Source organism: Chitinophaga niabensis, assembly GCF_900129465.1.
Lineage (GTDB): Bacteria > Bacteroidota > Bacteroidia > Chitinophagales > Chitinophagaceae > Chitinophaga > Chitinophaga niabensis.
In genome coordinates this window covers 1,031,163-1,045,012 of the sequence record NZ_FSRA01000001.1, presented here as the reverse complement: position 1 = coordinate 1,045,012, position 13,850 = coordinate 1,031,163, and the positions used below count along the sequence as shown (strand labels likewise).

The following is a 13,850-nucleotide window of genomic DNA, read 5'->3' as shown; positions in this document are numbered from 1 at the left end:
GCATGAGTATAGCTGCACGAACAGGTAAAACCTTGTTCGTGCCAGCTGTAAAAAATTATATGATCAGAATCCCGGGTTCTGTTCCAACAGGGGATTGGTATCCCGCTCTTGTGATGGAATGGGGAAAAGCGTATCTGAATCTCTCACGATGATGGTGGGATCCTGTGCGTTCACTGCCTGTTTCAGCTTACCTGTTCGCAAGAGATCAAAGCGCCGCTGCCCTTCAAATGCGAATTCCAGCCTTCTTTCTTTCAGCACTGCATCCTGAAAGGCTGTAACACTTAGTCCTCCTGCAAGATCTCTCACAGAGGGTGTATTAACAGGCAGCCCGTATCCACGCCTCCTTACCTGGTTAAATGCCTCCAGCGCTTCAGTACTGCCGGGGCTGGACAAATACAGTGCTTCTGCAAACATCAGCAACACATCCGCATACCGAACGATGTAATAGTTATTGCCACCGTCGTTCACATTCAGTGCTGCGGGATCTTTAAACTTGGCAACATAATAAGGGTTCTTGATGGTGGTGGGCGCTTTTGGATCGGCGGTATAGGAATACTTTATCACATTAACGTCTCTTCTCAGATCTCCGTCAGCATAGGCATCGTAGTGATTTTTGGTAACAGGGTTATCTCCGTTGCCTCCGAATCCCGGCCGTTTATCGAAGGAAGGACGATAAAAACCTGCATAGCTGCTGGGAATATTGCCGGACCCGCTCAGGAACTGTACTTCAAAGATCGATTCAGTTTTATTTTCATTGGCGATCAGGAATACATCCTGGTAGGAAGGCCAGAGCGAATAGCGGCCGGTCGCCATCACTTTCCTTGCTTCTTCTACTGCTTTTGTATATTCCTTCCGTGTCAGGTATGTTTTAACGAGCATGGCCAGGGCAGCCCCGCTTGTAGCGCGTCCTGCATTCACCGCATCGTAAGCCGGTGGCAGATGATCTGCACCAAACTGAAAGTCTGCGATGATCTGCGCATACACTTCTTCTTCCGTTGCTCTTTTAACCGCCAGGTTGTTGAGTGAAGTGGTAGGTATAAGTTGCAGCGGCACTCCACCGAAAAGGCGCACGAGGTTAAAATACATCAGCCCCCGTACGAAGCGGGCTTCTGCCTGCAACCGTTCCTTTTTTTCCTTGCCAACTGCCGTCATGCCACCAATGCTTTCCGCAGCTGCATTCGCCCGGTTGATCACCTGGTAAGAAGTGCTCCAGAACTGGTAGAACAAATTGGTGCCGGCATCGAAAGTGAATTTATCCAGCGCCGTTTTATCCGTATTGCTGGTGTTGCGGCCAAATCCCCATTCACAGTCATCTGTGCCCTGCGACTGTATCACTTCCATGAACTGGTTGTAGAGATAGGAACTGGTCATGCCGGAATACACGGCATTAACAGCAGAAACAGCGTCTGCTTCCGTTTTATAAAAATTACCTGTGGTGTAGGTACCTTCCGGCACACCATCCAGTTTGGCGCAGCCTGTAACTGCCAGTGTAAAAAATATGATGATGAAATAAAATGCAGATCTCATAACGAATGATTTTGATTAGAAGCTGGCATTGATACCAAAAGAAATCGTGCGTGCGTTCGGGTAAGCGCCGGAATCAAAACCCGGGCTTACATTATCTGATCCATAACGGCTTACTTCCGGATCAAGCCCTGAATAGTTTGTGATGGTGAACAGGTTCTGTACATTCACATATACTTTCAGCGTAGAGAGTTTAATCCGTTGCAGGGTTGCAGATGATAAGTTGTATCCCAGCTGCACTGTTTTTCCTCTCAGGTAAGAACCATCTTCCACCAGCCGGTCCCAGGAGCGGGCTGTGGGTTTTACGGTGGTTGCTCGTGGAATGTTTGTATTGGTGTTATCCGGCGTCCATCGGTTAAGTGTGGTAGTGCTCTGATTTTGCAGGCCGGTGAGATTTTCCAGGGTATTGGTATTAACGTTATACAGTTTGTTACCATAAACGCCCTGGAGCAGCACCATCAGATCGAATCCTTTAAATGAGAACGTATTGCTGAAACCGAAAGAGAATTTAGGCTGTGCATTGCCCAGCAGCACACGGTCATCATCATTGATCTTTTTGTCGTTGTTAATATCCCTGAACCTGATATCGCCGGGTTTAGCGGTTTTTTGAGCAGAAGCATCCACTTCTTCCTTCGACCTGAAAATACCTTCCGTTGCAAAACCGAAGAAGGTACCCAATGGCTGGCCTACCTGTACAATGGTAGATTGATTAGGTCCCTGGCCGGCAAAGAGGCGGTCTACACCTGCGAGGTCCAGCACTTTGTTCCTGTTGAAAGAAATATTAAAACCGGTCTCCCACTGTACGCCCTTATCCAGCGGCGTAGCATTAATGGTAAGTTCTATCCCTTTATTCTCTACCTGTCCCCTGTTTTGCAGTGAGGTGGAAAAACCTGATGTGGTGGGAATTTTCACATACAGCAACAGGTCGCTTGTTTTTTTGTAGTACACATCTGTGATAAAGGTCAGCCTGTTATCAAAAAATCCCAGTTCCAGACCAATATCCGATTGTGCAGTGGATTCCCAGCGCAGATCAGGATTGCCGACCTGCGAAGGCATCAAGCCTATCACATTCACATTGCCGATCGAATAGTTGGCCTTACCCATCAGATCGAGAGATGGATAATTCCCGATCCCATCCTGGTTGCCGGTAAGGCCATGGCTCACCCTTAATTTCAGGTTACTGAAAACATGCAGGTCACGTATGAACGCTTCCTGATCAAGCTTCCATCCAACTGCTACGGAAGGGAAAAAACCGAAACGGTTATTTTTCCCGAAACGCGAAGATCCATCGTACCGGCCTGTGAGTGTGAGCAGGTATTTGTTCTTGTAGCTATAGTTGGCCCTGCCCAGGAAACTAAGCAGTGCCCATCTGGCAATGCCTGAAGAAGAAGGCTGTACCGCGGCAGCATTGCCCAGCGCATTCGTACCGAGATTATCGTTCAGGAAACCCTGTGCTTCTGCGCCGAGTGATTGATAGGAAGAACTTTGCTGGGTAAACCCGCCAAGCAGATTGAGCTGATGCCCACCCCGGTCCATGGTATAGTTGAGGGTATTTTCATTCAGCCAGGTAAAGGTCTGGTTGGTAGATACCGCTGCGTTTCCGCCTAACTGAGATCCGGAATACACCGCCTGTGGAAGATAGATATCGTTCCGTCCGAAATTAACATCGGCCCCCCAGAGTGTTTTGAAAGTAAGGCCTTTGGTGATATTAACACTGGCATATACGTTTCCAAGCGTACGATAAACGTTGTTATAATTTTTGTAGTGGTCGATCAGTGCAATCGGGTTATCAAAAGGTGCGCCCTGGTTGTTGAGTTCGGTAAAACTCCCATCTGGTTGATAGATGGGCAGATTGGGCGCTGTAGTGGCCATTGTAAACAGCGATCCGCTGTTCACCCTGTTGGTACGTACATTACTAACAGTAAGACTGCTACCGATCTTGATATTATCCCTGATGTCCTTATCGAGATTAGCGCGTAAGGAATATCGTTTCAGATCAGATCCCCGTGCAATGCCCTGCTGGTCAAAATAATTAGCGGTAACAAGGAAACGGGTCTTTGGATCAGCACCGGAGAAAGACAGGGAATAACTCTGGATGGGAGCGGTTCTAAAGATGGCATCCTGCCAGTTTGTGGTAGCAGGCGTTTTGCTGAGATCATACAGCACAGGGCCATTTTCGGCAACGCTGGCTTCATTTGCCAGTTGCTCAAACTGTGCAGCATTCAGCAGCGAATATTTTTTGAGGATCTGCTGCGAACCATAATAGGAATCAAAAGTGATCCGGGAATCGCCCCTCTTCCCGCGATTAGTAGTGATCAACACTACGCCATTGCCGCCACGCGAGCCATAGATCGCGGTTGCAGATGCATCTTTCAGTATTTCAATGGAGGCTATATCCGTGGGACTAATACTGTTCAGTGGATTAAGGGAAGTACCATCACTTCCCTGGTCTGCGAATACCGGCACACCATCTATCACATACAAGGGCTCATTGCTGCCGTTGATAGAGTTACCACCACGCACGCGGATAGAAGAACCTGCACCCGGCATACCTGAGTTCTGTACAAAAGTAACACCCGCTACCCTCCCCTGCAATGCCTGGTCCACAGAGCGGATAGGTGTTCCTTCCAATGTTTTGGTATTTACGGAAGCAATGGCTCCGGTTACATCACCCCGGCGTTGTGTACCATATCCTACAACCACCAGTTCATTCACAGATGTATTTTGCAATGTGAGCACTACGGTAAGCGTCTTTTGACCATTCACCGCTATATCGGAGGCCTTGTAACCAAGCATGCTGAAATGCAGTTTGGTGGCAGGTGATACCGATATTACAAAGTCGCCATGGTCACTCGTAACAGTGCCCTGCCTGGTACCCGGTACCGAAACAGACACTCCGGGAAGTGGCCTGCCTTCCACATCAGTTACTTTACCATGCACCTCGATAATAGAATCCGCTGGTTCCGGGGCTTTTTGCTTTACAACGATGGTTTTACCAACAATTGTGTAGGTCAGCGCAAATGGCCGGACGCAGAGGTCCACTGCTTCCTGCAGGGTACCTTCTGTGATATCCACGCTGATCTTTTTGGACTGTTCCATCAGGGAGTAATCCAGGAAGAATACATAACCGGATTGCTTTTCGATATTCCTGATCAGCTTTTCCAGGGACGCGTTCTTTTCATGAAGCGTAACCTTTTGCGCATAACTACTTGCATGGACCTGGCAAAAACATGCCAGCAAAAGAAAGTATGTCAGTTTCATAATGAGCCTGATTTTTCTGCACGGTAAGAGGCAGAAACGCCTCGTAGCAGGCAAACGTTTCTCGCTCAGGTTTTTGAAGAGACCTGATAATTGCATAAATTCGAGTTGTTTAGGTGAGTCAATCAATCTTTCATACACGGAATTTTGTAATGATAACCTGGCATAACGGAGGTGGTAACGACACTTCCGTTTTTAGTTATATTACTTTACTGTCATTTCATAACGGAACGATGTTGGTTGTTTTTACTGGTGAATAATAATTGTATCGCCTTTCATGGAATATGGAATATTACTGAGTTCCAGTATTTTGAGCGCCTCACTCAACCGCACATTCCTGGGTATCTTACCCCAGAATTCCCTTTTACCGGTATTGCCTTCATAGCGAACTTCCACGTTATACCATCTTTGCAGCTGCTGCATTACATCAGCCAGCGGCGCTTTGTTGAAATGGAAGTAACCTTCTTTCCAGGAAACCGCTTCATCAGCATCTGTTTGGCTGACGGTGATGTTACTGCCATCAGCAGCCCAACTGGCCTGCTGCCCGGGAATGAGCCTGGCGGAATGAGCACTATGCGTCACTTTCACCGCGCCCTGCAACAGGGTTGTTCTAACCGTTGTTTCATTCTGGTAAGCCATCACGTTAAAACGTGTGCCCAGTACTTCCACCGTACCACTGCCCAGCTGTACTTTAAACGGCATATTGTTCCGGTGCGCCACTTCAAAGTACCCTTCCCCATTAAGTTCCACGGTACGTTCTCCGTTATTGAATGTGGTTGGAAAACGAAGGGAGGAAGCTGCATTGAGCCATACGAGCGTACCATCCGGCAGCTCTATCTTATATTGCCCACCCCTTGGCGTGCTAAGGGTATTATATACCACCGCATCATCCGGCACCTGGCCTGCTTCATATTTTAATTGCCCGTTTATCCTGATCACTTTTGTGGCACCCTGGCTGGGGATAGCATCATTAGTAGCACTGTCCAGCACCACAGTGGTACCATTTGCCAAAGTGAGCATTGCTTTGTTGCCTCCCGGCAGCGGGTCCCGCTTATTATCTGCCAGCTTATCAACAGCTATATTTTCGGCGGAACGGTAGTGCTGCCATCCAAAAGTGGCGACTGCCAGCAGCAGTACTGCTGCTGCCACTTTCGGCCACCATTTTTTATAGAGAGGGACCACTTTTACCGGCTGTGCGGCAAGGAGGAGTTGTTGCCTCACCCGGTCGCGCCAGGGGCCCTGGTCTTCCTGTACAGGTGAGCCAAAGGAAGCATTCATTTCTTCCAGCAGCAGGCGGTTGGAAGCGTTCTGTTGCAGAAAGTTCAATAACTCCTCGGCCTCTCCGGGAGTACAGTTGTTATCAAGAAAACGTTGCAGCAGCTGCTGGTAATGTTCTTTTTCCTGTGGCATACTTAATATATACCACTGCCGGGAAAAACAGGGTGGGTCCCTCCACAAATAAATTTCATTATTATATGTACCACTTAGAATTTGTGCATGAGCAGCAGTAAAGCAAGGGAGAGATCTCCATGCCGGTAGAAATAGGCTTTGATATCCTTAAGGGCCATTACCATGTGCTCTTTTACGGTATTACGGGAGATGCCCAGTTCTTTTGCAGCTTCATCATAACTTTTGCCTTCCTGCCGGCATAATGTAAATACCCTTTGCCGTTGGTAAGGCAGTTGTGTGATGGCGTTGTTGAGCATTTGCTGGTACTGCGCCCATAACGCCTGGTGGTAGGGCGATGTTGTTATTTCGCCAATACGCTGCATGATCTGAAGGCGCGTAGCTTCGTCAGCAGCATTCTTCCGGAGGAAAGTGAAGGTTTTGTTGCGGCTGATCTTATAGAGATAAGCGGGAAAAGACTGGGTGGGATCAAGCCGTTCGCGGACCTCCCATATTTTCAGGAATACATCCTGCGCAATGTCTTCCGCATAGGCGGGCACTTTCACAAAACGCAATACCCATCCATAAACGTGCGCACTGTATTTATCGTACAGCTGCATGTATGCATCTACATCTCCCTTGCGGAGCCGCTCCAGGTATTCGGCTTCAGTGATCGTGGAATCCCCCATTTGGCTATAAATGTAATGAAATTGGGAATTCGGAAGGTAATCTCATTTTGCCTATATTCGTTCCCAAACAAAATGTTATATGAAAAGGTACATGTTGTTACTTTTTTTACTCGTTCCTTTTTCAGGGTATGCCCAGCAGCAAACGATCAATAACTACAAATACGTACTGATACCTGAAAAGTTCAGCTTTCTCAGGGAATCCAATCAATATGAATTAAACACACTTACCAAATCACTGCTGGAAGAAAAAGGGTTTGCTGCGTATTTTGATAATTCAGATATACCGAAAGAACTCGCCGGCAACAGGTGTAATGCATTAAATGCTGAAGTAGTGCAGAAAAAAGGACTGTTTGTTACGAACCTTACGCTGCTGTTAAAAGATTGCCAGGGTAATATTGTTTTTAAAAGCAAAGAAGGGAAAAGCAGGGAAAAAGAATTTGACGTTTCCTATACACTGGCTTTAAGGGACGCCTTTACATCCCTGAACGATGTACCGTATGCTTATAATGGAACAACCAATGCAGCACCCCAGCAGGTAACTCCTGCTCCGGCAGTTGCTCCGGCTACAACACCTGCTCCTGCTCCGGCTCCGGCAGAAACAAAGGACGCAGCAGGAACATTATATGCCCAGCAAACGCCTACCGGGTACCAGTTAATAGATACCACTCCCAGGAAAGTGCTGACCCTGTTTAAAACTTCTGTAGCTGATTATTTTATTGCGGATAACGGAACTTCCCATGGAATAGTCCTGAAGAAAAACGGGGAATGGTATTTCGAATACTATAAAGACGATAAGCTGATAGCTGAAAAACTGTTGATTAAATTTTAAAGATTTCCCAGGAAGCTATTGAGGGATTCGCCCGTTTGCAGTCCCAGCTTTTTCCTGATCCGGTAGCGGTGGATCTCTACCCCCCGCACCGTGATATTACTGAGCTGGGAAATTTGTTTGGAGGAGAAGTTAAGGTATAGGTAAGCACAGATCTTCAATTCACTTTGAGATAACTTAGGGTAATCTTTCTTTAATTTCTTCAGCAGGTTATCGTTGGCTTCGTCGAAATGCACGGCAAACTTATCCCAGTTGGCATTATTATCTTCCACCTCTTTTAATAAAGAAATGATGCTCTTTATATCACTTTTATTATTGGGGTTATTATCCAGCTTGATCACTTCTTCCCGAAGCTTATGAAATGTATTCGCATTTCCTTCCAGCTGCATGCTGGTACTTGCCAGTTCTTTGTTCTTCAACGCTACCTCACTGGCCAGCTTTTCGTTCTGTAACTTGATGATCTCCTTTTCATTTTTCTCTAACTCCAGCTGATGGATGTATTCTAATTGCTTTTGCTTTTCGTCAAATTTCTTTTGTTGCTGCAATAACTTCCTGCGATGCCATTCATTGAGCAGGTAGAACAGCAGGCACAGTACAAGGAAATAAACAGCCTTTGCCCAGACTGACATATACCATGGCGGCATGATAGTAAAAGTGTATTGAACTGTAGCTGATTCGTGGTTTAAATTATCCCGCGCTTTCAGGTTAAAAGTATATTTACCAGCCGGCAGGTTCGTATAATCCTTCTCCTTTTTTGAGGTCCAGGCAGACCATTCCCTCTCATACCCTTCCAGCCGGTAGCTATATTCGATATTATTAGGGCGTCCATATATCGGGGAGCTGAATTCAAAGTGGAAAGAACTGAATACGGAAGAAAGAGAAACGACCTCTTGCGGCTGTTGGGAAAAAGCATCTTTTTTATCCCTGAGAAAGAACCCTCCGAATACCAGGCTGTCTTCTTTTCCGATGGCTTTAATTTCATTCAGAAGAACAGTGGGCTGGAGCTTTTGCTCAGCATACTTTTCATAGTTAATATGTATGGAGCCGTTTTCTGAGCCTATAAAAATGTTCTGCTGGTTGTAGGGATAAACATTATCAAAGTTAGACAAGGTATACCCTTCCAATTCCGGGAAATAAGAAATAGTATAGGTCACCTGCCGGTCATTTGCTGAGAAACGTGCAATACCCAGTTTCTTACCGCTGCAGAACCATATATTGCCTTTATCATCCTCTTTCATATATCGCACCGGCAGGCCATCAAAAACTGATAAGAACTTTGATGGAATAAATTTAGCAGTAGCCGGGTCAAACTCATACACCCCGGATTCTGTTGGAAATACGATCCGGTTCCTGATCTTAAATACGTAGTTGTTAAAAGTAGAAGGTAATCCATCCGCATTTGTAAAAAGGCGGGTATTAAATTTCATACTGTCCGTAGATACCTGGAGCTGATAGATACCCCTGTAAGGATGCGATGCCCAGATCCCCCCGGTTTCGTCCTGTACCAAAAACCGGTATGAGTCTGATCTTCCTTTTAAAGCCCCCCTGCTATGAAATCCGTTGCCGGCATATTGCAGCAGATCAAGCCCCCAATAGGTACCTACCACAATATCCGTTACCGGGTATACTGATGAAGTGGGCAAAAAGGTCCAGCATCCGGCTCCGGCTGCAACCGGAACAGCCTGGTTATTCCTGATAACAAAAACCCCCTTGTTATGCGCCAGGAAAATCTCCTGGTTCATTTCTTCCAATTGCCAGCCCTCACCGTCATCACTGTTCTTTACCAGTGAGAACCTGCTTTTTACCAGGCTGAGGTCGCCTTTAAGACTGGATAAGGGAGCCACAAAAGCCCCATTGGAGGAAGATATGTACAGGTTATCCTTAAAAATAAGGGAGGAATAGCCAATTACATTATTAACGGTATCAGGGCTCAGGAACTTTATAGGTGAATTATAGTTGACCAGGCTGATGGAATTGTCCACCCCCACCCAGATGTTTTTTTCCCTGTCAACAAAAACGGATGTGACGTTATTATTCTTCAATCCTTCCTTTACAGAGATGCGCTGTATAAAATGATGTTGAAAATCCTGTATGATACATCCTTGCGTAGAAGTGGACTTAACATATTCGGAATCACTGATCCTGGCAAAAGAAGGGGTATACAGGTCTCCCCGGGGTATATTATCAATATGGCTTATAGAATCGTTTTGTAAAGAGAATAAGTTGTTATCAATTGTTGCGATAATGAATTTATCCTCTCCGCTTTCAAAGAAGTCTGCCGGTACCCTGCCTTTTAGCGAACTGCCGTTTACCAAAGGCAGCCACTTGTTCCGTTTATATTCCAGCAAACCAGCATGCTGGTCCATGGCTAAAAGCCTTCCCCCGGCCTCTCCCATAAACAACCATTCTCCCTTAGTTGGCAGAAAGACCTCTATACGGTTGTTAACCAGCATAAAGATGCGGTCAGAAGCCCGGAAAAAGATCGATTCCCCGAGCGCAACCGTATTCCAGATATCCGAAAAGTTCCGGTATTGCTGCGGGATCATGCTTTTTACGGAGGTGTAGCGCAAAACGTTATTGGCTCCCGGCTCAAAATAACCGATCTCATCCTGCCCTCCCACGTACACCCGGTCGTTCTTATCTATATATATGGAGCGTAAAATGGTTTTATTGGGCAAGGGGTACAACTTCCAGAAACCGCCATTATAGGTTACAAGTCCTTCATCATTGGCAAAATACATGATCCCCCTGCTATCCTGCTTAATATCCCAGGTCCGTAACCCTCCCTTGTACAACGACTTATTATAATTTATGATCAGGGGTATCCCCAGCGTGTTTTGCGCGGAAACATGCACTGAACCAAATGCTAACAAGATAGTTATATACACAAAAGCCTTTTTCATATGACCAGCTTTCCTTGATGAGGTGATGAGAGGTTTTGATGAGGTTTTGATAAGGTATGAATTTAGTGATAATTAATGAATTATAAAATAACGGGTGAGGTTGTGATGTGGTAAATTGCCTTACAATCTAACAAGACAATCTTATTTTTATCCAGCCCTGTTTAATAACATTTTCCACCTAAAAATTACGTTATGAAGAGAAAACTGTACCTCTCTACTTTGGTAACCATGTTGCTTTTACTCGTCATTCACTCCACCACACAAGCCCAAAACAGGACCCTTAAAGGCAGGGTTTTGGATGATACAGGCAACCCTTTACCCGGGGTAGCCATCAGGGTAAAGAATAATCCTACAATTGGTACCGTTACCTCCGGAGAAGGCACATTCAGCCTTTCCGTGCCATCGTCTGCAGATTCTTTACGGGTAACTTTCCTGAGCTTTAAAGAACAAATTATCGCTATTTCGGATGATGTGGAGGTGAGGCTGCTCCCTTCAGAAAGACAGATTGACGAGGTAGTGATCGTTGGTTATGGTACCCAAAGGAAGGGAGACCTGACCGCTCCTATCAGCACTGTTAATACAGAAGACATGTTAAAACGCACCACTGCCGGTACAATGGATGCCATCCAGGGGAGTGTGCCAGGTGTTCAGATAGTAAGCAGCGGAGCTCCCGGCAGCAACCCGCTTGTGCGCATACGGGGGATTGGCTCCTTTAATAATACAGACCCATTATATGTGGTGGACGGGATGTTTGTTGGCGACATTAACTTCCTGAACCCCAATGACATCGCAGAAATATCTGTACTGAAAGATGCTTCCGGAGCAGCCATTTATGGGGTGAGGGCAGCTAACGGCGTAGTATTGATCACCACTAAAAAAGGGAAGCTCAATATGAAAACCAGGGTAACCTACAACGGATATGCAGGGATGCAGGTGCCCACCAATGTACTTAAAATGGCTAACGGGGCACAATACACGTCTTTCTCTTTACAAAGGAAAACGGCCCAGGATAGTGCCACCGCTACGCTCTCTTCCCAAAGATTTGGCGGCAGCGGTATTGCCCCTACTACCAGTACGGACTGGTACGGGGAATTGCTCCGCAGCCAGGCATTGATCACTAACCACGGCATAGATCTGCAGGGCGGTAGTGATAAAGTAACCTATTCTTTCGGATTCAATTATACCTATCAGAACGGTATCATGGAAACGAAGAATGATTTCAAAAGATATAATATCAGGTTACAGGTAGAGGCAAATGCCTTTTCATGGCTGAAGGTTGGTTTCACTTCTACGCTTACCAACGCTACTACATTTTATGCGCCTAACGTGGCTTTCTCCCAGGCCTATTCATCTTCTCCCTTATTCCCTGTATATGATGAGCAAAACGTGAATGCATCTCCGGTGAAGTTCGCCAACGCATCATTCATTGGCAGAGAAGATGCCAACCCTGTTGCAACAGCCTATTATAATTACGACCGGCTTAAAAACTTCCAGGTATTGCCCGCCGTTTATGCGGAAGCAGGTTTCTGGAATAATAAGATCACCTTCCGCTCACAGTTCAGTCAGTTATACTCCTCCGGCCACAGGGTTAATTATAGCCCGGAACGTAATTTAGGGCCAGGTACACAGGTGACCAAGTCCAATTTGAGGTCTACCCAGGAGCGCGTCACCAATTATATCTTAGATAATCTGCTTACCTATAAAGACGGTATCGGCGCTCACCACTGGTCCATCTTACTGGGTCAGTCTACCAGGGAGGAAAGATGGCGGCAAACATGGGTTTCTGCCGATGATGTTCCTAATGTAGAAGAATCGTGGTATGTAGGACGGGGAACCCAAACCGCCAACGGATACAGTGAAAATGGATCTCGTAATGCCGGTATCTCCTACTTTACGCGGGCTACTTATGATTTTGATAATAAATACCTGCTGACTGCAACGTTCAGGGCAGATGGCAGCTCCAAATATCAAACCAAATGGGGCTATTTCCCCTCAGTTGGCCTTGGATGGGTACTTACCAATGAAAATTTCATGAAAGGTCAGCGGATCTTTGATTTTGTTAAACTGCGTGGTAGCTGGGGAAAACTGGGGAACGACGGGGTAAATGCCAATGGCGCATATGCTAAAGCGCTCGGCGGGAATTCTAATTCAGCCATCTTTGGAAGCACAGGCACTTCAGACGGGCAATACCTGCAAGGGTATACTGTTGACAGAAATTTCACGAGTATTACCTGGGAAGTAGTAACAGAATGGGACGGAGGTATTGATTTTGAATTATTGAACAGGAGATTACAAGGTTCCGCGGATTATTACCACCGTACAACAACCGGGGCAGCATTTCAAAAACCCCTTGCATACACCTACGGCTCCGTGTATGGTAACTGGGCAGATATGGTAAACAGCGGTTTTGATGTTTCACTGAACTGGAAGGATAACATTGGAAAACTGAACTACCAGATCGGTGGAAATTTTTCCACCCTGAAAAACAGGGTGACCAACCTGGGAAGCCTTCCCAGCTCAACAAGCGGATTCCCGGAATGGACAGCTGAATTCCCCAACCGCATTGTTGTAGGCCAGCCTATCAATTATTTCTATGGTTATGAATTTATAGGTGTATATCAAACCCAGGATGAAATAAACAAAGACCCTATCGCTTCAAAATATAACAGTACCGCCACATCTAAGATACAACCCGGTTTCCCTAAATATAAAGACCAGGATGGAGATGGTGAACTCACCAATGCTGACCGTGTAAATATTGGTAACTATATACCAACGCTCAGCTATGGTTTCAACCTGGGGCTTCAATATGCTAATGTTGACTTCAGTATATTTTTCCAGGGCGTTTCAGGAAACAAAATCCTTAACCTGAACCGTGGAAAGCTCTACAAAGCATCCACATCATTGAACATAGATGAAGAATTTGCCAGCAACCTCTGGACCGGCCCTGGTTCTACCAATGCCTATCCATCAGCAAATGCGCTGCGTGATTCATGGTTCAAAGTGAGCAATTCATTCTTCACGGAAAGTGGTGCTTACCTGCGCATACAAAACATACAACTGGGATACAATTTCAAACTAAATCAAAACAAAGCGCCGATCAACATGCGCGTGTTTGCAACAGCAGACAGGCCGTTCATTTTCACCAGGTACAACGGGTTCACTCCTGAAGTAACCGGTGTGGGATATGACGTGAATGTATATCCTGTTTCAGCAACATACAGCTTTGGTGTAAGAGCTACTTTCTAATTGTATCATCCAATT

At 46.0% G+C, this 13,850-nt stretch carries 7 protein-coding genes; 2 read left to right on the top strand and 5 right to left on the bottom strand.

The annotated features are described in order from the left end of the window. Positions 1-63: 63 nt before the first annotated feature. The 4 genes from BUR42_RS03935 to BUR42_RS03920 all read right to left on the bottom strand — a co-directional run bounded on the left by BUR42_RS03935 (position 64) and on the right by BUR42_RS03920 (position 6,857). A complete protein-coding gene (locus BUR42_RS03935; protein ID WP_074237992.1) occupies positions 64-1,527 on the bottom strand; it encodes a RagB/SusD family nutrient uptake outer membrane protein in 1,464 nt (487 codons plus the stop codon). A gap of 15 nt (positions 1,528-1,542) precedes the next feature. Then, positions 1,543-4,785 carry a SusC/RagA family TonB-linked outer membrane protein gene (locus tag BUR42_RS03930; RefSeq protein ID WP_074237991.1) on the bottom strand — a complete coding sequence of 1,081 codons (3,243 nt, stop codon included), beginning with the start codon at positions 4,783-4,785 and terminating at the stop codon, positions 1,543-1,545. A gap of 243 nt (positions 4,786-5,028) precedes the next feature. Next, entirely contained in the window at positions 5,029-6,192 is a 1,164-nt protein-coding gene (locus tag BUR42_RS03925) for a FecR family protein (protein ID WP_074237990.1), read from the bottom strand. A gap of 74 nt (positions 6,193-6,266) precedes the next feature. Next, positions 6,267-6,857: an RNA polymerase sigma factor gene (locus tag BUR42_RS03920; RefSeq protein ID WP_074237989.1), complete on the bottom strand. Its 591-nt coding sequence runs from the start codon at positions 6,855-6,857 to the stop codon at positions 6,267-6,269. A gap of 79 nt (positions 6,858-6,936) precedes the next feature. Between BUR42_RS03920 and BUR42_RS03915 the strand changes: the two genes are divergently transcribed. Continuing rightward, complete coding sequence (locus BUR42_RS03915) at positions 6,937-7,686, top strand: hypothetical protein (RefSeq protein ID WP_074237988.1); 750 nt, start codon at positions 6,937-6,939, stop codon at positions 7,684-7,686. Here the strand turns inward: BUR42_RS03915 and BUR42_RS03910 are convergent. After that, complete coding sequence (locus tag BUR42_RS03910) at positions 7,683-10,571, bottom strand: helix-turn-helix and ligand-binding sensor domain-containing protein (protein ID WP_234979604.1); 2,889 nt, start codon at positions 10,569-10,571, stop codon at positions 7,683-7,685. The two genes, BUR42_RS03915 and BUR42_RS03910, sit on opposite strands and share 4 nt — an antisense overlap. A 207-nt stretch (positions 10,572-10,778) precedes the next feature. On the opposite strand from BUR42_RS03910, the gene BUR42_RS03905 reads away from it, so the two are divergent. Beyond that, the gene (locus BUR42_RS03905; RefSeq protein WP_074237986.1) at positions 10,779-13,835 is read left to right on the top strand and encodes a SusC/RagA family TonB-linked outer membrane protein; all 3,057 of its coding nucleotides are present in this window, start codon (positions 10,779-10,781) and stop codon (positions 13,833-13,835) included. Positions 13,836-13,850 lie beyond the last annotated feature (15 nt).